This window comes from Rhizobium sp. CRRU65 (assembly GCF_048551595.1).
In the GTDB taxonomy this organism is placed as follows: Bacteria; Pseudomonadota; Alphaproteobacteria; order Rhizobiales; family Rhizobiaceae; genus Rhizobium; species Rhizobium leguminosarum_J.
On record NZ_JBLYZH010000001.1, the window covers coordinates 470,568 to 490,596 of the forward strand.

15 protein-coding genes, 3 pseudogenes and 1 riboswitch are annotated in these 20,029 nt (G+C 59.4%); of the genes and pseudogenes, 11 read left to right on the forward strand and 7 right to left on the reverse strand.

What is annotated here, in order from left to right; translation table 11 throughout:
- The first annotated feature begins 158 nt into the window (after nt 1–158).
- From ACM5SV_RS02230 to ACM5SV_RS02240, 3 genes are all read left to right on the forward strand, one after another.
- Nucleotides 159–869: a hypothetical protein gene (locus ACM5SV_RS02230; RefSeq protein ID WP_131586672.1), complete on the forward strand. Its 711-nt coding sequence runs from the start codon at nt 159–161 to the stop codon at nt 867–869.
- A 217-nt stretch (nt 870–1,086) separates the two neighbouring features.
- A riboswitch (TPP riboswitch) is annotated at nt 1,087–1,198 on the forward strand.
- A gap of 492 nt (nt 1,199–1,690) precedes the next feature.
- Nucleotides 1,691–1,870, forward strand: coding sequence for a hypothetical protein (locus tag ACM5SV_RS02235; protein ID WP_025393262.1), 180 nt, complete (start codon nt 1,691–1,693; stop codon nt 1,868–1,870).
- Entirely contained in the window at nt 1,857–3,926 is a 2,070-nt protein-coding gene (locus ACM5SV_RS02240) for a recombinase family protein (protein WP_011649403.1), read from the forward strand. Before ACM5SV_RS02235 ends, ACM5SV_RS02240 begins: the two co-directional genes overlap by 14 nt.
- A gap of 27 nt (nt 3,927–3,953) precedes the next feature.
- Here the strand turns inward: ACM5SV_RS02240 and ACM5SV_RS02245 are convergent.
- Both ACM5SV_RS02245 and ACM5SV_RS02250 read right to left on the reverse strand, forming a co-directional pair.
- Nucleotides 3,954–4,043, reverse strand: a pseudogene (locus ACM5SV_RS02245) (IS66 family transposase); the annotation flags it as partial.
- Nucleotides 4,037–4,348: pseudogene (locus ACM5SV_RS02250) on the reverse strand (transposase domain-containing protein); the annotation flags it as partial. The pseudogenes ACM5SV_RS02245 and ACM5SV_RS02250, both read right to left, overlap by 7 nt.
- A gap of 119 nt (nt 4,349–4,467) precedes the next feature.
- Here ACM5SV_RS02250 and ACM5SV_RS02255 point away from each other — a divergent pair.
- On the forward strand, nt 4,468–4,893 hold the full coding sequence (locus ACM5SV_RS02255; RefSeq protein ID WP_260059733.1) for an ACT domain-containing protein: 426 nt from the start codon (nt 4,468–4,470) through the stop codon (nt 4,891–4,893).
- Between the two features lie 1,247 nt (nt 4,894–6,140).
- Here ACM5SV_RS02255 and ACM5SV_RS02260 read toward each other — a convergent pair.
- From ACM5SV_RS02260 to ACM5SV_RS02270, 3 genes are read right to left on the reverse strand one after another with little or no spacing between them, the layout of a single operon-like run.
- Nucleotides 6,141–9,398: an error-prone DNA polymerase gene (locus tag ACM5SV_RS02260; RefSeq protein WP_419424983.1), complete on the reverse strand. Its 3,258-nt coding sequence runs from the start codon at nt 9,396–9,398 to the stop codon at nt 6,141–6,143.
- Nucleotides 9,395–10,906 carry a Y-family DNA polymerase gene (locus ACM5SV_RS02265; protein ID WP_165505711.1) on the reverse strand — a complete coding sequence of 504 codons (1,512 nt, stop codon included), beginning with the start codon at nt 10,904–10,906 and terminating at the stop codon, nt 9,395–9,397. The genes ACM5SV_RS02260 and ACM5SV_RS02265 overlap by 4 nt, the downstream gene beginning before the upstream one ends.
- Nucleotides 10,827–11,579 carry an ImuA family protein gene (locus ACM5SV_RS02270; protein ID WP_131607219.1) on the reverse strand — a complete coding sequence of 251 codons (753 nt, stop codon included), beginning with the start codon at nt 11,577–11,579 and terminating at the stop codon, nt 10,827–10,829. The genes ACM5SV_RS02265 and ACM5SV_RS02270 overlap by 80 nt, the downstream gene beginning before the upstream one ends.
- 281 nt (nt 11,580–11,860) lie before the next feature.
- On the opposite strand from ACM5SV_RS02270, the gene ligD reads away from it, so the two are divergent.
- A complete protein-coding gene (gene ligD, locus ACM5SV_RS02275) occupies nt 11,861–12,925 on the forward strand; it encodes a non-homologous end-joining DNA ligase (RefSeq protein ID WP_131607221.1) in 1,065 nt (354 codons plus the stop codon).
- 63 nt (nt 12,926–12,988) lie between these two features.
- Nucleotides 12,989–13,762, forward strand: coding sequence for an SOS response-associated peptidase family protein (locus tag ACM5SV_RS02280; RefSeq protein ID WP_131607223.1), 774 nt, complete (start codon nt 12,989–12,991; stop codon nt 13,760–13,762).
- A gap of 19 nt (nt 13,763–13,781) precedes the next feature.
- Here the strand turns inward: ACM5SV_RS02280 and ACM5SV_RS02285 are convergent, their stop codons facing one another.
- Both ACM5SV_RS02285 and ACM5SV_RS02290 read right to left on the reverse strand, forming a co-directional pair.
- Entirely contained in the window at nt 13,782–14,210 is a 429-nt protein-coding gene (locus ACM5SV_RS02285) for a hypothetical protein (RefSeq protein ID WP_419425048.1), read from the reverse strand.
- 39 nt (nt 14,211–14,249) lie between these two features.
- Nucleotides 14,250–14,542, reverse strand: a pseudogene (locus tag ACM5SV_RS02290) (hypothetical protein); the annotation flags it as partial.
- Here ACM5SV_RS02290 and ACM5SV_RS02295 point away from each other — a divergent pair.
- The 5 genes from ACM5SV_RS02295 (at nt 14,509) to ACM5SV_RS02315 (ending at nt 19,700) form a co-directional block, all read left to right on the forward strand.
- Nucleotides 14,509–15,072 carry a zinc-binding dehydrogenase gene (locus tag ACM5SV_RS02295; RefSeq protein ID WP_245510303.1) on the forward strand — a complete coding sequence of 188 codons (564 nt, stop codon included), beginning with the start codon at nt 14,509–14,511 and terminating at the stop codon, nt 15,070–15,072. The pseudogene ACM5SV_RS02290 and the gene ACM5SV_RS02295 sit on opposite strands and share 34 nt — an antisense overlap.
- 305 nt (nt 15,073–15,377) lie before the next feature.
- On the forward strand, nt 15,378–16,685 hold the full coding sequence (locus ACM5SV_RS02300) for an IS4 family transposase (protein ID WP_419424984.1): 1,308 nt from the start codon (nt 15,378–15,380) through the stop codon (nt 16,683–16,685).
- A 425-nt stretch (nt 16,686–17,110) separates the two neighbouring features.
- Nucleotides 17,111–17,536 carry an RrF2 family transcriptional regulator gene (locus ACM5SV_RS02305; protein ID WP_131607227.1) on the forward strand — a complete coding sequence of 142 codons (426 nt, stop codon included), beginning with the start codon at nt 17,111–17,113 and terminating at the stop codon, nt 17,534–17,536.
- 74 nt (nt 17,537–17,610) lie between these two features.
- Nucleotides 17,611–18,480, forward strand: a complete 870-nt coding sequence (locus ACM5SV_RS02310) for an SDR family NAD(P)-dependent oxidoreductase (RefSeq protein ID WP_131607229.1) — start codon at nt 17,611–17,613, stop codon at nt 18,478–18,480.
- A 98-nt stretch (nt 18,481–18,578) separates the two neighbouring features.
- Nucleotides 18,579–19,700: a metallophosphoesterase gene (locus tag ACM5SV_RS02315; RefSeq protein ID WP_419424985.1), complete on the forward strand. Its 1,122-nt coding sequence runs from the start codon at nt 18,579–18,581 to the stop codon at nt 19,698–19,700.
- The last annotated feature ends 329 nt before the right edge of the window (nt 19,701–20,029 follow it).

Genomic DNA, 20,029 nt, shown 5'->3' on the forward strand with positions numbered 1-20,029 from the left:
CCATCAGGGACCCAACCGTTAAGCGGTACACGCAAGGTGCAGTTCAAATCTAGCGGCCTGCATCAAATAAGCTGACAACGCGAGCTCGCCTCAAAATCAAGGAAATTTGACGCGCAGGGTTCGCTCATCAAATTTACTGCAGAAAGGATTCGTTCTCCGTGTCATTTTGTTCTTCGAAACGCATTCGCATCGCCGCACTTGCAGCGGCCGCCATCGTGCTGGGCAGCAAGATCGTAATTGCGCAAGAGCCGTCTACAGGATCTCAGTGGCTGAACACTCCGGCATCTCGAGTGGAAGCGCTTGCGGTCCTCCAGACCTTGAATGCCAATCTCCTGAGTAACGCCAGTGCTACGTTGACCCTTGACCGTTGGTGCGCCGCGCATAAGCTCGCACCGGAAGGTTCCAAGATCGTAGCTCAGCGTGTGGGCGGGCAAGTCAAACCGGCCGATGAGCACATCCGTGAACTTCTGACCGTCGGACCCGGTGAGTTGATCGCTTATCGCCGCGTCCGTCTGGTCTGCGGCGACCGCGTCTTGTCCGAAGCCGACAACTGGTATGTCCCTGCAAAATTAACTGCAGAAATGAATCAGGCGTTGAATACCAGCGATATCGCGTTTGGCAGAGCCGTTCAGGCTCTCAATTTCACTCGCACAAACCTGTCTGCCAAGTTGCTCTGGTCTCCTCTATCTGAAGGCTGGGACATGGACGGCTCAATAGCGCATGAAACAAGTTCCCTTAGCCTGCCGCCGTTCCTGCTCGAACATCGTGCCGTACTGAAACTTCGAGACGGCACGCCGTTTAGCGCCTTGGTCGAAAGCTACACGGACAAAATACTAGACTTTCCAGTTCCGCGCCTGCTTTCCCAATAGCGCTTCGGTATCTCGGTACAATTGGCGAACTGCTCGGGATAAATCGACAGCCAATGCATACGACAGCGGCGTCTGTCTTGCGGAAGCGTGCCGGTCGAACGATTGCTTTTGTCCATTCGTTTGATCGCGGCGACCACGCAGCCTGAGTGTAACTAGGCCCCGAGCCATCGCAGATTGTCGCTTGACAGTCCCCTCGGCCAGGGCCTCTACCCTTTTTTGCATTCACCAGGGGTGTCCCGGCAAGGGGCTGAGATACTGCTATCGCGCGCAGTGACCCGTTGAACCTGATCCAGTTCATACTGGCGTAGGGACGGTGCAAGCGCTCAAAAGCAGTGGATTCACGCGTGGAATCCTTTTCGGCGTCTTCTCATCATTCCGGCTGAGGACTGGTTCTCCAATCGAAATTTGGAGCATCAAATCATGAATATCGCAGCCACCCCAACCGTCACCACCGGCCCCTTGCCGGCATCCGACCCTGCGAAGAGTGCATTTTTCCGATTGAGGGCAATCCCCCGTTCATTCTGCCCATGTCGGCGACGAAGTCGAAGTCCATTATCGCTGGCATCCGTATTTCGGCCAAAAGGTGTCTGTTCGGCGCGTCGAAGAACGAGCGACAGGTCGGTTTTTGAAGGTTTTGGGACCGACAGGTGTCGTGATCGCGATTTCGGGGTGGATGATAGATCCTGTGGTGTGCAGCGGCATGACCATGGGAACGGCACGCGTCGATCTTGCGGCGCTGATCGAACTGAACAGACTGGTCTCAGGCGGTGCGAAGGCGGCACTCTTCCGAGGTGAACATAGAATCACTCAGGAGGAAGATGATGAGATCCCGCAACACGCTGGTGCCGGCGTCGGGCCGGCAGCTCGACCTGATATTCAAAACCCGCACGCTCGACGGACTGAGCGACAAGGATCGCAAGAAGGCGATATCAACACTGGCTTGCCTGCTGATGCAGGCGGCCGGTCTGGCCGTCGAGGAGCTCAACGATGATCAGCACTGATCTGATTCCGACAGTGCTGCTTGAACGCAAGGCCGTCGTTTACGTTCGGCAGTCCACTCAGTCACAGGTGATGACCAATCTGGAAAGCCAGCGACGGCAGTATGACCTTGTTGACGTCGCACGACAGCGCGGCTTTCTCGACGTTGAGGTCATCGACGATGACCTCGGACGCTCCGCCAGCGGAACGGTCGCGCGCCCCGGCTTCGATCGTCTCGTCGCCCTGCTGTGCGCCGGCAAAGTTGGTGCCGTTTTATGCTTCGACGCCTCACGGCTCGCACGTAACGGCCGCGACTGGCACCATCTGCTCGAACTATGTGGCCTCGTTGAAGCCCGCGTCATAGATCACGATGGTGTCTACAATCCATGTCGGCCCAATGATCGTCTGCTGCTGGGGATGAAGGGCAGTATCAGCGAGTTCGAACTTGGCGTGCTGAGAGCCCGCATGCTCGATGCCGCCAGATCGAAAGCGCGCCGTGGCGAATTGCGACTTTCCGTTCCGTTCGGCTACATTTGGCATCGGGAGGCGGGGCTTGGACTGGACCCCGATCTGCGTCTGCAAGACGTAATCCGATCTATATTCGCACGCTTCCACGAGCTTGGAAGCGCGCGTCAGGTGCTGCTGTCGATGACGAAAGATCAAATCCACTTTCCGCGGCCTTCGGATGAAAGGCGCATGACCAACTTCGTCTGGACGCCGGTCCGTTATCGCAATGTAATCGGCATCCTCAAAAACCCCTTCTACGCCGGCGTCTACGTCTATGGGAAGAGCGAGAAGCGGACTGCCATCGTTGATGGACGAGCGCGTCGCAGCTATGGGCATGGCAAGCCTGTCGGCACCTGGGAGGTGATGATCCGGGATCATCACGAAGGTTACATCAGTTGGGACGAGTACGAGCGCAACCAACAGCAATTGGCGCTCAATAATTATGGCCGCTCGGGCGGGACTAAATCGGGCCGTGGCGGCAAAGCGTTATTATCGGGACTCCTGACCTGCGGACGGTGTGGGCGGCGGCTGAGTGTTGCTTATACGGGCAATCCACACAATCCTGTCTATCGCTGCGACAAGCAGAATCTAATGATGGGCTTGCCCCGGTGCATGACGTTCGGTGGCCCGAAGGTCGATGCGGCGGTTGCGCGCGAGTTGTTGCGCGCGGTAGAACCGTTAGCGATCGAAGCGACCTTTGAAGCAGAGCGGATGCACCGGGAGCGGCAAGAAGACCAGCGGCACATTCACGACCTGGAGCTACAACAGGCTCGCTACGAGGCCAGCCTGGCTGAGCGTCGCTATGCGGCATGCGATCCCGACAATCGTCTCATCGCCGCGCAGCTTGAGAAGAATTGGGAAACTGCATTACGCCGCGTGCGGGATCTGGAGGAGCGCAAGCCTGCCGACAGTCCTTCGACAATAGCGGTCGATCCAGGCACTTTCGCGAACTTGGCCGACAATCTCTTAGCTGCCTGGGAGTCGCCCGATGTGACCATGCGCGTGCGCCAGCAACTGCTGCGTACACTCATCGCCGACATTGTCGTTGATGTCGACGATGCGGTGCGTGACGTCGTGCTGACGATCCATTGGAAGGGCGGCCAGCATTCGGAACTCAAGGTCCGTAAGCCTCAGACCGGTGAACACGGTTGTGCCACCACTGAGGATGCCCTGGCGGTGATGCGCAGCATGGCTGGTCGCTGGTCCGATGAACATATCGCCGCGTCGCTGAATCGAATGGGCATGCCAACGGGGCAAGGAAAAACCTGGACCGCCCATCGGGTCGCTTCTGTAAGGCGGGTACGTGCGATCCACGCGTACAAATCAGCCGACAAAGACGGCGAATGGCTGACCATGACTGAGGCTGCGGCGGCATTAGGCGTAACTAACCATCGAATACGCCATCTGATAAAGATGAAGGTGTTGTCCGCCGAACAGGTGGTTCGCGGTGCGCCGTATCAAATCAGGGTCAGCGACCTGGCTTCTGCGACGGTCCAAGCCGCGATAGCCCTGAAGGGCCGCCCGTGTCGCATTGCTGACACGGAGACGCTTCCAATGTTTACAGATACTTAGAGAAGGAGCGCACAATGACTCAGGTCCGGCAATTGGCCTGATTGACCGTTCGACGACGTTGGAGTCGATCTCGATCCGGCCATCGTCGATGAAGCGGGTCAATCCGTCCCGACCACGATCTCCACGCGCGGCAGATGCGCTGGCAGCGAACCCCGGTTGGTGCGCCGTTTGGCGACCTGCGCCTGGCGCAGAGCAGTCGAGCCCTGTTCCTTCTCTTCCAGCCCGGCAGCCTCGATCTGTTCGGCTTCTTCAAGCCCAAGCAGAAGCTGGTCCTCGGGAAGCGTCTCTGCCCGTCGACCAAAGCGGTGACGCTGTAATTCCTTGATGATCTGCCGCAGCCGGGCATTCTCCGCCTCGCGCGAAAGCACCATCGCTTTCAGCGCGTTCAGGTCATCCGGAAGTTCGGCCGCCGTTATCGTCATGGATCAAGAACAGCATATTTTACCGCTCGGATCGAGAGGCTGGATGTTGCTGATTCAATTGGTGCCTTACACAATGAAGAGCTAAGACATCATGATGATAGACAAGGAGGCCGCCAAAAATGACTACTGTTTTGCGAGACAAGTTCGAAATGCTGTCGAACATGACGCCCTCGCTCATAGACGGCGAGTATGTGTTCTGCTCGATACCTTATGATGGGAGCAAAGTTCACGATCTGAATCCGATTGCGACATTCCAAGAAAGGGAAGGCTTGACACTAGTCCTTGAGAAAGGAGAAGCCCACGAAGCGGGGTTCGAAACTTCGCTTGCGATGCGCCAGATCACCCTCAACGTGAATTCTGCGCTTGATGGCGTCGGCCTTACGGCGGGGGTCGCTGCCTGTCTCGCAGACGCGGGCATTCCGTGCAACATGGTGGCAGCATATCACCACGACCACATTTTTGTGCCGGCGGGCTTAGCTGACCGAGCATTGCATCTGCTGGCAACATTGCAAGCCGAGTCTGCAGGGGCGACGCGCAAACGTTGACGAACAGTTAGTCCCCGCACATAACCGGCGAAACATCAATAATTTCGCGGGCAAGGGGCAGCACGAGCAGACCGGGCGTTCCTCGCCGAGGCTCCGTCGCGATTGACGGAGAAGGTCCGAAGACCGACGCTACGTGCGCGATCATTGTTTTCGCTAAAAGCTGTGCGCACTCGCCTGAACCGACAGCACATCGAAGTTGTTGTAGGGAGCACGCCAGTAGATAACATCGGCCTGGTTCGGGCACTCCACGATCTTTGGAATACGGGTGATTTAAAGCTGTGCGTTCAAATGCACGCTACGGATTTTGTCGCACATTGGCCGGCGAGTGCGCATGAACTGACAAGGCGTGGCATCAGGGGCTACGCCATGTCTATGCCTACCACCATCTCACAGCCAGTTGCTGGCGGCGCCCCAGCCGATGTTATACGGCTCATCGCAATCACCATTGCCTTCGCCACATGATGATCCTAGTTTCGCGCCGCGACGCTCCGGCGCCTTAGACCGTATGTTCATGGGGATTCTGGCCGACATCACCGCAATAAGCACGAGAAGGGCTTTGGAGAATGCATGAATTCGGACCGACTGGTGATGCCCAACCGGTCGGCTGGTAGATCCGTCCGGGCGAACGGTCAGACCACTGCGACTTCCGCTGTACCTATCGTATGACGGAAGATTCAGCGCTCCGGCTTGCAAGAATCGAATTGCCGGAGTTTATCGTGGCTCGCAAGGTTCCGGTGGGCGCAAGCGCCTTGCCGGAATCGGACATTGGATATCGGTCATAAAGGTGTCCAATAGCGCGTTGTCAAACTACGGGGCATTCTGCCGACGGCGGCTAGAAAACTTTTGGTTGGCTTTTCGCAAGGACGTATTTGGCCCTCTCCCGTGATTGCAGAGTTCGTGCGATGTCTTATCGTAGCCGAGCCGCCCAATTTCCTCGAGATGACGTTCCTCGCGCCAAAGAAGAGGGGCACCTCGAAGCGACGGAACGATGACCTAGAAAAGCCAGAGGACCGTTAGCGCTGCGCAAGGAACATGTTCTCGTGGGGCTAGGGAACTCATACGCTCAGTGTAATTCTCAACGATGCCAGTCGCAACTCTCCATGCGTTGAAACGAGGTGGCGACATGCCGGCACGTTTGTCAATGCCTTCTCGGGAACGACGCTCGGCCGCCATGAGTTCGTCGTCTCCACTCACCACTATGGGAAAGAGGTGCTGCTTTTTGCGCGTTCAGGCCAAAAACCAGGCCGTCAATGAAAATTCCTGCTCTTCACCTGCAGCGTATCGATATGAAGGTCAGGAACGAACATGTCGCGCGCGGCGACAATCGGCTTTGGCTTGTCCCGTGGATCAGGCCCTCCGCCTCTGGCGAATTCATCACCACGGCCGGCCGGAAGCTTGAACTCTTCATCACGATCGGCAAGGCCGGCCAGATCGCCTGACAAGTCGAACAGCTGCTGGGCGACAAGGTGGACGACCTCCCCTTCCCGCTGGATTCGGCCATTGATCGCCATCATCGATGACCCGAGAACGACCCGCCGGCGTTTTTCAAACAGTGTCGGCCAGACAACCAGATTGGCCGGCCCGGTTTCGTCCTCGATGGTGATGAACATGACGCCCTTGGCCGATCCTGGCATTTGCCGCACCAACACAAGGCCAGCGGTATAGACCCATCGCCCGTCCTTCGAATTCATCGCCGCGGCACAGGTGATGATGTTGCGCACTGATAAATCCTTGCGCAGGAAGGCGATCGGATGCTGCCGCAATGTCAGCCCGGTATGGCTGTAGTCCTCAACGACGTTATGCCCGTCCGTCATCTGCCGAAGTGCCACCTCCGGCTCCTGCTGCTCGGGAATCGCCGCCATCTCCCGTTCGGCAGCCGCAGCAAACAACGGCAGCGGTTCATCGCGCAGCGCCTTGATCGCCCAGAGCGCGTCTCGGCGTTCAAGCTTCAGCGACGGCAGAAAGGCATCGGCCTTGGCAAGCTGGACGAGCGCTTCCGACGGCACGCCGGATCGTCGCCACATGTCGTCAACCGAGACAAAGGCATGGTCCATTCGTGCCGCGACGATGCGCGCCGCGTTAGCGACCGCCAGTCCTTTCACCTGCCGGAAACCCAGCCGGACAGCGTGGCGGCCAGAATTGCCGATCCCCTCCAGCGTGCAGTCCCATCGGGACCGGTTGATGCAGATCGGCCGCACCTCGACGCCGTGGGCTCTCGCGTCGCCGACGATCTGGGCCGGCGCGTAAAAACCCATCGGCTGCGAATTGATGAGCGCCGCACAGAAGGCTTCCGGATAATGGCATTTGATGTAGCTCGATGCGTAGGCGATCAGCGCGAAGGAGGCAGCATGGCTCTCCGGAAAACCATAGGAGCCGAAGCCTTCGAGCTGCGAGAAGGTCTTTTCCGCGAATTCCTGAGTATAGCCGTTCCTCACCATGCCGGAGACGAGTTTGTCCTTGAAGCGCGAAACGCCGCCGGTGAATTTGAAGGTCGCCATCGACTTGCGCAGCTGGTCGGCCTCGCCGCCGGTAAAGCCGGCACAGACCATCGCCACCCTCATCGCCGACTCTTGAAACAGCGGCACGCCGAGCGTCTTGCCGAGCACCGCCTCAAGCTCGGGCGTCGGATATTCGACTGCCTCTTTGCCTTCGCGCCGGCGCAGATAGGGATGCACCATATCACCCTGGATCGGACCGGGCCGGACGATGGCGACCTGCACCACGAGGTCGTAGAAGGTTCGGGGTTTCAGGCGCGGCAGCATCGCCATCTGCGCGCGGCTTTCGATCTGGAACGTGCCGAGCGTATCGGCCTTGCGGATCATCGCATAGGTCGCAGGATCCTCCTGCTCGATGTCAGACAGGTCGAGATCCCGATCCTTGTGCTCGCGGATCAGATCGAAGGCCTTGGCCATGCAGGTCAGCATCCCAAGCGCGAGGATGTCCACCTTCATGAATTTCAGGGCTTCGACGTCGTCCTTGTCCCATTCGATGATCTGACGGTCCTTCATCGTCGCCGGTTCGATCGGCACGAGATCGTCGAGCCGATCATGAGTGAGGACGAACCCGCCGGGATGCTGGCCGAGATGCCGTGGCGCACCCATCAGCTGCTGTGCGAGCTTCAGAGTCAGCACAAGACGCCGGTCGTCGGGATTGAGATTGAGTTCACGGACATTGCGGTCGCAGACCTCTTCCGACCAGGACCACATGCCTGATGACAAGGCCTTGATGACGTCCTCCGGAAGCCCAAGCGCCTTGCCGACATCTCGGATCGCGCCGCGCGCCCGGTAGCGAGTTACCGTGGCGCAGAGCGCTGCCTTTTCTCTGGTATAGGTCTGGTAAATCCACTGGATCACTTCTTCGCGCCGCTCGTGCTCGAAATCCACATCGATATCCGGCGGCTCGTCGCGCTCCTGGGATACAAAACGCTCGAACAGAAGATCGTTGGTCGAGGGGTCGATACTGGTGATGCCGAGAATGTAGCAGACGGCGCTGTTGGCGGCAGAACCCCTCCCCTGGCAAAGAATGCCTTGAGACCGCGCATAGCGAACGATCGAGAAGACCGTCAAAAAATACGGGGCGTATTTCATGGTGCGGATGAGATCGAGCTCGTGGCGCACGATCTTCAACACATCGGGCGGCAGACCTTCGGGATAGCGATCGGGCACGCATTGCCAGACATAATGCTCCAGCGAAGACTGGGCGTCCTTGCCCGGCACGATCGCCTCTTCGGGATATTGATAGGTGAGCTCCTCCAGCGAGAATTTGCATCGCCCGACGATCTCCATCGTTCGCGCTAACGCCTCGGAATATCGCGGAAACAACCGCTCCATTTCTTCCGGCGGCTTCAGATATCGGTCGGCATGGCGCTCGCGCTGGAAGCCGACATCGTCGATCGTCGTGCGGGTGCGGATGCAGGTGACAATGTCCTGCAGCTGTCGGCGCCCTGGCTCATGGAAGAGGACATCATTGGTGACGACCGTCTTCACCTTGAAGCGTGCAGCGAGATTGGAAATCTCATGCAGCCGCAACTGGTCGTTCTGCCGGCGCCGCAGACAAAGCGATACATAGGCCCGATCGCCGAACACCTCGGCCATCTTGCGCAGCTGGATGCCACAGGCGTCATCCGGCAGATCAGGCACAAGAATGCCGATCATACCGTCGTTGTAAGCGATGACATCGTCCCAGTGGAGGATACAGTTGTTCTTGCCGCCGCGCGATTTGCCAAGCGTGATAAGGCGGGTCAGCCGGGAATAGGCCGCCCGATCTATCGGATAGACCAGCACCGACATGCCGTCTTGCAGATCGAGCCGGCAACCGACAACGAGGCGTAAACCGGTGGCGCGCGATGCTTCGAGTGCCCGGACAATTCCTGCAAGCGAATTGCGATCGACAACGCCGAGGGCTTCGATGCCGAGAGCCTTGGCGGTTTCGAACAGTTCCTGCGCCGAACTCGCGCCGCGCAGGAAGGAAAAATGGGTCGTGACCTGCAGCTCGGCATAACTCATGCGAAAATCCCATGGCAGAACCAGCGGTGGCTTCCGGTTTCAGGATCGATGCCATCGCCGGAGCGAAACACCCAGAGACGCTCGCCGGCCTCGTCTTCGATGACGAAATAATCCCGCACCGCCTCCATCTCGGCGTCACGCTGCCACCACTCGCCAAAAATCCTCTCAGGCCCATCGGCCCGCTTTACCTTCCGGCGCCTGCCGCGCCAGGTGATCGAGACCGGCGGGCGGTCCGGCAGCAAGGCGATGGCCTCGATCAGTTCGGGATGCGCCAGCAGCCGGACGGGCCGGCGCCAATGACTGACCCAGGTGACCTCTACCGGATCGGCAGCAGGACTGATGCGCTGGACGGAGCGTTCGGGCACGTCGGAGGCAACCGGTGCCACTCGATAAACACGCTGGCCACGGTTGCCGTAAATATCGATGAGCGGCGTCACGTCCTTCACTTCCTCCTCGACCAGCGAGGAGGATTTCTGGCGCTCCTCCAGCGGCTCGGCCATCACCGCAACCAGGGTTAGCTTCTCGATCCCGAAGCCGGGCTCGATCTTTTCCGTCCGGTCGCGAAACAGCTTCGTCAGCCACGCGACATCGCGCACCGGCTTCACCGTGCCGGCGCGGATTGCCTGCCGCGTCCCGTCGACCTTTTCGACGATCAGGTCGGCACGCCGAACACCGAGGCCGCGCCTTTGCAGCTCCTCGGTCAGTTGCACGACCAGCCGGCCGACATATTTGTTGATGGTCTCGGCCGCACCGATCGGCTCGGCGAAGGCGCGGCTGACCTCGACGAGCTCGGCGGTGCGGATCGGATCGATCGGTTCGGGGAGACGGCCGAACATCTGGTCGAGCCGCCGGCCGATCTCTGGGCCGAAACGAAGCGTCAGCGGCGCACGCGGCGTGTTGGCCAATTCGCCGATCGTCTGGAAGCCGAGCGTTCGCAAATCGCTGACGACTTTCCCGGGAAGGCGCAGCAACGCTATCGGCAGCTTTTCGACGGCGCGAACAGTCTCACCTGAAGGCACGATGACCGTTTCGCGGCTGATGGCACGCGCACAGGCGTGGGCCGCACCCCAGCTGTCGGCGATCGCGACTCTGGGGGTTAGCTTCTTGGCCAGGAATTGATTTGCGATCTTCGTCACCATGGCGAGCTCACCGCCCTGCAGGTGATCGGCACCCTCGGTATCCATGACGATCCCGTCGATCCCATCGATCGCGACGATCGGCGAATAGAGCGTCAGCGCCCAAAGGGTAATGCGTTCGAGTGCTGCGGCATCCATTGCAGGATCCGCATCGACCAGCATCAGGCCGCGGAACAGCGCCTGTGCTTTCGCCGCCGGCATGCCGACATGCACGCCGGCCTTTCGGGCGGCGGCGTCGGCGGCCGATACCCAGCGTTTCGAGCCGCTCCTGGCGATCACGGCGATCGCCTGTTCAGGCGGAATAGACGGATCGGCGCGACGAATGCGATCCGTCGGCAGATCCGGAAGATAGATCGAGACGACCCTTGTCATCGCACGCCCTCACGAGAAACTCAGCACATTCACCCGCTTTCACGCGCATCAATTCCAGCAACCATTGGGCTCTCCCCACACCCGGCACCGGCAATTCCTCCGACGGCATGACGCTCACCCGCCACCGCGTGGTCGACGCCGTCGGCTGGCCGAAGTCATTGGCCTCCGTCTGCCGCCGCCAGCGTCGGACGGCAAGCGCCATGGTGCCTGTTCGCTCAGCCGCCAGCTGCAGCCGGCGCGAGCTGACCATCGGCAGGCGAACGACTTCACCGACGACGGCGCCGAGCCCACCAAAAGACAGCCCCTCCTCCATATTGGCGAGCACGTCTTCTTCCTTGTCGGATTCGACAAAGATCACCCGATCGGGATGGAGGCCGACCTCAGCGAGCGCAGGAAAGAACAGGTCTGGCCGCGTCAGGCACCAGACGATTGGGCCTTTGGTGCGGGCCGCAATGCCTGCGGCACAGAGCGCCGCCGCCGCACCATCGACGGTGCCCGAGCCGCCGCCGGCAAATTCGTGCAGGGCGCCATAGGCCAGGCCACCGCCCGGCAGGACTGAATCGATTTCCGGCACGCCGAAGGAGAGACAGCCAGCCTTTCTGGCTGACACGCCCTCCAGCGAGGCGATGCGCTCGCGCAAATCGGAAATCACCCTTTGACGGGCAGCAGTCATCGTTCACGGCTCCCTTCAAGGTCGTGTTGGCGGCCGACATCATGTCGAACAAATGCGGATGTTCTCTTTCTGTTCCGACCCAATACAAGAGTCAAGCAACCGGAGGAATGGGAATATTATCCTGAACATTAGAAATCAGCAGAATACCCATGGGAATCAGGCCAGTAGGCGCCTACGGATTTTTTTCCGAGCGTTTGCCAGCGCTAATCCCTTTGTGTGAATTGCGGGGACAAGTCGGCATCGTCACAGTGTCTTTAAGGTTTTTCTGCTGAACTGTCGGGATGCCAAAGCTTCCGAAATCAAAACCCCTCCTTCGTGACACCGAGGACCCGATCCGTTCCCGGCCGCGGGCCAAGCGAAATCCAGCCCAGCCACAGCTGCTGTTCGATCCCATGCCCGAGCGTGTCGAGCCCGCGCTGGCGCAATTGAAGTCTCATCCGCCAAAGGGAAGCGAGTGGAGCTGGGAGCTGAAATGGGATGGCTATCGCCTTGCCATACATATCGAACCGCGGGGGATTCGGATCCTCACCCGCGGCGGCCATGACTGGACGCATCGGTTTCCGGCAATCGCAGAGGCCGCCCGAGCGCTCGGGCCGGCGACGATGATCATCGATGGCGAGGCGGTCGTGCTCGACGATGAGGGCCGGCCGGATTTCGCGCTGCTGCAGCAGTCGCTGGGCGCATCCGGCAAACAGGCTGGCAACCGTGCCTCCAACGCCGTCCTTTACGCTTTCGATCTTATCTATCTGGACGGCCACGATTTGCGCGGTGTCGAATACCGGTCCCGACGACATCTTCTCGAGGATACATTAAACGCCCCAGGGAATGATCAAGTCGGCGCCGTCAGGCTATCGGAAACACTCGATGGCGAACCAGCTGTCCTGCTGGAGCACGTCTGCCGCCTCGGCCTGGAAGGCATCGTCGGCAAGCACCTCGACCGGCCCTATCGTTCCGGCCGGACCGGGGACTGGGTAAAAGTCAAATGCGTCCAGAGCGAGGCATTCTTCATCGTCGGCTATGAGAGGTCGATGGCATCCCCGGCCGGCTTCGGCTCGTTGGTGCTCGCAGCGTATCGCGGTGATGAGCTCGTTCACGTCGGAAGTGTCGGCACGGGCTTCAAGGAAGCCGAGGCCATCCGATTGCGGAAGATGCTGGACACGCTGCGATGGAAGCGAAAGCAGCCGCCCCTGCCCTATTCCGGAGGTGCCGATATTGTCTGGGTCGAACCGACGCTGATCGCCGAGATCGAGTTTCGCGCCTGGACGGCGGACGGAAAACTCCGTCATCCGTCCTACAAGGGCTTGCGAGAACGCCAGGACAATGCCGACGTCTTCCGGCTCGACTAGCGAAATCAGCGCCATGCGCTAGATTGTCCGCCATTCGAGCTCAAGCGGAGTAGATGGCCTGCAATGTGCAATCTTTATCGCATGGAAGACAAGGACTGGGTCGCCAAATGGGCCCAGGACGCCGAAAGCCTGATCAACCTGATGCCCGCCTACCAGATGAACCCAGATCAGATGGGGCCGATCGTCCGCAACACCGCCGACGGCAAGAAGCAACTGGTCTATGCGCGCTGGGGACTGCCCTCGCCGCGCTTCGCGCTCGAGAAGGCGGCCAAAGCCAAGGCCGAGAAACTTGCGGCCAAGGGCAAGCCGTTCGATCTGGAAGAGCTGATCCGCATGGAGGCCGACCGCGGCACGACCAATGTGCGCAAGCTCAATTTTCCGCACTGGAGACGATGGTTCGGTGTCGAAAACAGATGCCTCGTCCCGGTCACAAATTTCGCGGAACCGGATCCAGCTAGCCAGGTGGTTGGCGGAAACGTGCCGAATGCCTGGTTCGCCCGCGACGAGGAGAAATCCCTGATGTTCTTTGCCGGTCTCCATGTGCCGCAATGGCAGAGTGTCCGAAAGGTCAGGGACGGCCTGACCACGGATGATCTCTATGGCTTCTTGACCACGGATCCCAACGACCTGGTGAAGCCGATCCATGGCAAGGCAATGCCGGTCCTGTTGCTGACGAAGGAAGAGACCGACATCTGGATGCGGGCGCCCTGGGAAGAGGCGAAGGAACTGGCCCGACCGCTACCCAATGATGCGCTGATCATTTCCTCACGCGAACCATACGGATCCACGATCGTGTCGAAATCCGGAGAGTTGGTGGAACAGGGCAGCCTACTGTAGTCGAGCGGGTGCCGGTGAATTAGCCAGACGTTTGGTAAGCCTCAGTTGTGTCACCGTCGCAGTTCATCCAAGTCGCGATCGAGTCATGCAGCATCCAAGGTGATGGCGCGCTGAGGGTGACCTCAACAGTGTCGACTGCGGTGAAATGGCACCACTCTTCATCATCTGAAGCCCATTCCCCGATAAATTCGCCGTCGAGACGCAATACGTCACCGCTGAAAGCACGGTTGTGATAGCCCGTCATAATGATGCCGTTACGAACCATGCCTCCTGCATCGGTCATTTCACAGATGGCTCGAAACTGAGCCCTCACAGCCCCTACACTGGGACCGGAGATAAGGCCAACCTCGAAGATCCTGTATCGCAAGGTCCCGACGTAGTGGTCCATCTCCTCATTAGCATCGATTTGACACGACATCTCACCATGTTGTTCGTTCTCAATATGCATGATGCAGAAACCCCTCCTGTATTTTCTAAATTGCGCTGCGCTGGGCTCGAAACCGAGAACGAATTCGATCACCTTGGCGGAGGACATTTCGCACGGCTTCAACCAGGCCCAGCCAGTCGATAGAAGTTAAAGCTGACGATATCGCTTCCGCTAAGCTCTCCGCCATAGAGCCATGTCCGTTTCCCATCCTCCGACCGCTTGACGGTCACGCCCCATGATCGATTACCAAAATATCCGTCGACGAAACCGTCCGGCAATTTCGCAAGCGCGTCCTCGAACGTCGCTTGAAGCGATGGAGGTGTTTTGCCGTCGGCACTCATGGTGCCAGGCAATCGTCGCAGATCCCGCAGCCATCGTCATCCATGTCGCCGCAGGTGTGACACGGATTTTCGTCAGCGAGCCGAGTGCCAACCGTCGGGCGCGCATCGCGGCGCTTTCGAACGAGGTCACGGTGCTCGATCCTAGTTCCCCGGACTTCATGTCCACGATCAGGGACGGAACCGAAGAAGGCGTCGGAGTAGACGCCGCCATTGAGTGCGCGGGCCATCCCCGCGCCTTGCAGACATGCCTTCAGGCCGTCCGCGCCCAGGGCACCGTCGTCCAGGTCGGACTAATGGGCGGCCCCGCCGAGATCAGCCCGTTCGACCTGACGATGCGGGACATCACTCTGCGAGGATCGCTGAATTACCCGCTGACCATCTGGCCGCGAATTTTCGAGATGATGAGGACCGGCCGCTATCCAGCCGAGAAGATCGTCGATGACGAAATCGCCATGGATGACGTCGTCGACAAGGGCTTCCGGGAACTCCTGGACCCGAACGGGGGCAAAATGAAGATACTCGTGTCGATGCAGTCCGCCTGAGGCGGTCAGCGGACTTCTGTCCAAAGGAAAGATCGAAATTCCGCGAGGAGGGAACCGCGTGGATGTCGGCTGCCCAAAGTTTCGAGAGTTTTCAACCGGGAGCTGGGAGTGCTCCCCAAAATCGGACTAGGGCATATACATAAGTCGGTGCGACGGATTGACTCGGTTTGCGGGGGTCGGATTCCTTTACTGCGGGCCGTATGATTGTTTTGGCGACGTTTTGATTTGGGAGCGTCGCCGATGGATGTAGGGCATGATTTTTCGTTGGGCCGGTTTGGAGATCGTCGTCTCGATAAAGGGGGGCGGTGCTGCTCCGTCGCATTGTGCTGCGCGAGACGGTTTGCCTTCGCCAGTTGGCCGAGGGCAACCATTCGCAGGAGATCCGGTTCGGGCGTTTTCTCAACAACAGTGTGGTGAGCGTGGAAGAGATCATTGCCGGCTGGAGCCAGGAGACCCGGTCTGCGGTTGAGGGTCGCCACGTGCTGGCGCTGCAGGACACCAGCGAGATCAAGTTTGCGACGACGCCGGACAGCCGGCGGGAATTGGGCAAGATCAAAAAAGGCAATTGCTTTGGCCTTTTGCTGCATCCGATGCTGGCGCTCGATGCCGACACCGGCAGCTGCCTTGGCCTGGTGGGCGGCCGGGTCTGGACGCGGGGTAGCGAAGAGCTTACGCCGCATGCCGAGCGGCCGTTGAACGAAAAGGAATCGCGGCGCTGGGTGGAGACGGCAGAGGCGGCCAAACTGGTGCTTTCGCGTGCGGCCCGGGTCACGGCGATCGCCGACCGGGAGGGTGACTTCTTCATCATGTGGGCGCGCCTGCCCGATCGGCGCTTCGATCTTTTGTCGCGCGTCATGCATGACCATGCGCTCATCGACGGTTCCAAACTGCGCCGCGCGGTCGAAACGGTGGCGTTTTGCGATACTCAGACGATTGATCTGCGCGAGCGCGCCGACCGTCCGGCGCGGCAGGCGACGGTGTGCCTGCGCTTCGGCGAAGCGACGATCCGGCGGCCGCAAAACCTGCGCGAGGCCGGCCTGCCCGATGGCGTCAGGCTGAGCTGGGTCGAGATCGTTGAACCGGCCGCCCCCGACGGTGTCGAGCCCTTGCACTGGCTGCTCCTGACCACCCATTGGCTCAGCAGCCCGGCCGATGCCTGGCAGATCGTCGCCTGGTACAAGCAGCGCTGGATGATCGAGCAGTTCTTTCGGGTGATGAAGAACCAAGGCTTCAAGATCGAGGACAGCCAGTTGCATCTGGCGGCACGGCTGGAAAAGCTCGTCGCCATCGCCGCCAAGGCCGCAGCAATCGTCCTCCAGCTCGTCCAAGCCCGCAGCGGCGGCGATCACCAGCCGGCAAGCCTGACCTTCACGGCAGCCGAGATCGATACCCTCGCCGCCCTCGAAAGCCGTTTCAAGGGCACAACCAAGCTGCAGTCCAATCCCCACTCTAAGGCCTCGCTGGCTTGGGCCGCCTGGATCATCGCCAAGCTCGGCGGCTGGAACGGCTACGCCTCGGCCAAGCCGCCGGGCCCAATCACCTTCTTCAACGGCCTCAAATACTTTCGAGCCGTCGCCGATGGATGGGCTTTGCGAGATATGTATATGCCCTAGCAAAATCGGAGGGAGAAATGTCGATCAAGAAATGTCTGACAGGGGCGCTCGGAGCCACCGTCCTAGGATGGGGTCTAGGCTCAGCCGCCGTTGCGGGGGAGTTCGACGGCGTTACCGTGAACGTCATGACATTCACTGGACCCCAGATCGCCGAACCGTTGCAGCGGCGCGCCCGACTTCGAAGCTCACGGGTGCGCACGTAAACGTTGTGACGGTACCTTTCTCCGAGCTCTACCGGAAGGTTCTCACCGACTGGGCGGCCGGCACCAACTCGACAGACGCGGCGGTTTGGCCTTCGTCCTGGATGGTCGACATTGCTTTGCGCAAGTTGCATTAACAACATGGTGCTACATAAGGTCGTGATGGAAAAGCCTCGCCGTCGCGCGGCTCTTGCATTCATAGGGATACTAATATAGTATCTGTAAATGGCTTCAGTAAACACTCAATTTTCGATTGCCGTCCACGTGATGGCGGCAATCGCACATCACGACGGGGTCTTCGCATCGGAAGTTCTCGCGCGCAGCGTGAATGCGAATCCGGTTTTCGTCAAAAGAGTCCTCGTCAAACTCTCGAAGGCGAAGCTGGCGAAGACGACGGTTGGTAAGTCGGGCGGTTATGGCCTGGCACGAAGCCCCGATAGGATTTCGCTCTTAGATATCTACTCTGCGGTAAACCCTCCAGATGCTTTCGCCATCCATGCTTATCCCGTGAGCAAGGAGTGTATCGTGAGTTCTAACATCAAGGAAGTCATGAGCGACGTGCTGGTTGGCACTGAGGAGGCCATCCATGGGCATCTGAGACAGACGACGCTGGCGGATGTGGTGTCCAAAATCAGAGCCAAGGCCAGTTAGCTTTTTGCCCTGATTTTTTTGCCCATAATAGATACTTTCATAGTAACCAATACCGATCAAAAAAGGACCACGAAATGACGCAACTGAACGAAAAATCTCCTGTGATTACCGGTGGCGCTACCGGAACCGGGCCAGCCGCTACAAAGCAGGGCAAGGATGCGCCCGCCGCCGTTCTCATCGGTGTGACCGGAGGACTTGGTCACGCGCTGGCTAAGCTCCTGGCGGCCGAGGGCTTCCGGTTGGTGCTCGCGGCTCGGAGCGAGAACGACGCCGCTGCGCTGACCGGCCGGAACGACGGTTCGGCGATTTACCAGCGCGCGGACGTCACCGATCCGGCGAGCATGGAGAAGCTGGCGGCAGCGGCCTTCGAGCACCTCGGCCGGGTCGATGCGGTGGTGAACCTTGCGGGCATCTCGCCGCGCAAAGCCATTGAGGAATACACTTTGGCCGATATCGACGATCTGTTCGCGATCAACGTCAAGGGGCCTATGTTCGTGACCCGGGCCTTCCTGCCTGGACTGCGCAAGCAAGCCGGTAACGCAGTGGTTGTCCACGTCGGCGGTGCCATGGACGGCCGGGTGGCGCTGCCATTTATGAGCTCCTATGCCGCGAGCCGCGGCGCGCTGGCGAGCTATGTGCAAAGCGCCAACCGCGAGCTTGCCGGGACCAACGTAATGCTTTCCTTCTTCGGGCCTGTTCCCTCCAACACCGAGGCTGAGTCGCCTTTCTTCGACATGTGGAGCAAGCTGGGCGTCGACCTCTGCGAACCCGACCAGGTCGCGCGCGAGATCCTCGCCACCATCCGCGAACGTCGTAAAGTCCACGTCATGGGCGGCGGGACGCTCAAAATGCTTACGCTCGCGAACGCCATATCGCCGTCCATTGCCGACGCAATGGGCCTCCGAAAATTTGGCAAGCTCATGCAGCAGTATCGTCCACGCTGATCGGGCCTGAACATTGCGACGAACGCGTCGCCTGCCACCCCTAGGGCTGACAGTACCTTACAAGCTGTGGTGACAGCCCACCCAGATGAAAGCATCTGATGTTCCACCTCGTTTTCGGAATTCCCTGGCTGGTCGTCGTGGTACGATTCATTCAGCCACTGCCATGGATTTGGTCGGCAAAGGCATCCCTGGCGATCCTCTTGTTGGTAGCCTCGCAATTTCATCTGGTTAGTCGCCTCTCTTCCGGCTCGGTCTTCGACCCAGAGTTTCCCCGCCCTTTGGCCATTGCTTTCAATGTCCTTTTCGGCGCGATCGTGTTGCTCGCGGTGTTTCAGATCGCGCTGGATGTGGTCTCACTCGCGATCATCCCATTCAAGGGGGGCTTCCCCTCTGCGCCGGCGGGTCTGCGATATGCCATCGGCTTTTTGGCCATTGGCCTTTCAGCGTACGGTGTCAACCAGGCAATCAGCGTGCCACCGCTAAACGACATAGAAATTGCCATCGCTGGATTGTCTCCCGAATTTGATGGCTATCGGCTGATTCAGCTGACCGACCTTCACATCAGCCGTCTGTTCCCAGCAGCATGGACTAATGAGGTCGTATCGAGGACCAATGCGCTCGATGCGGACCTGATCGTCATCACCGGGGACTTCATCGACGGTGACGTGGCTCACCGCAAAGACGATGTCGCACCGCTTTGGGGATTGAGGGCACGTGACGGTGTCTACGCAATTCCGGGGAACCACGAATATTTCTTCGATTACCAAGAATGGATGCGCCACCTCGAGATGTTGGGCATGCGGATGCTGCCCAACAGCCACGTGGTCCTCAAGAGAGGCAATGCTGAGATCGTACTGGCGGGTGTGACCGACGTGTCCGCCCGCGGGCACAGCGCTCCACCGCCGGACCTCGCGGCGGCAATCAAGGGAGCTCCTGCGAACACTCCCATCCTATTGCTCGATCACCAGCCGATGATGGCCGAAAAAGCGGCCGCCTCTGGTGTGGCGATTCAGCTGTCGGGGCATACACATGGTGGCATGGTTCTCGGCCTCGACCGCTTGATCGCGCGCGCCAATGGAGGCTTTGTTTCGGGTCGATACCAAATCGGAGCCATGACGTTGTACGTAAACAACGGAACAGCCCTGTGGCCCGGATTCGCACTAAGGCTCGGCGCGCCATCGGAACTCACCAGAATCACCCTCCGCGCGAAAACCAAGTGAATAGCAAGCATACCTGTCTGTAACATCGTTTGTACGGAAAACGACCCGGACCGTGTCGAAACTCAAAACCAAACTCGCTGCATAGAATGCAATTCATAGAATTCTGACTTTCAATGATCTGGCCGCCTTGAGCGGAATCGAACCATCTGCCCACGCGTTGGTTCGTCAAGCGTTTGAAAGTTCAATGGCTTCATGCAAGCGGAGCGTAGGCTGGAGCGTGACCGTTAATTATGGAACCGCTAATTCCAGCCGACCAAGGAACATTATGGTGAGCATACACACCTGTCGCAGCCGCGCTATTAGCGATACAAACCGCGGCTGGTCGTCCA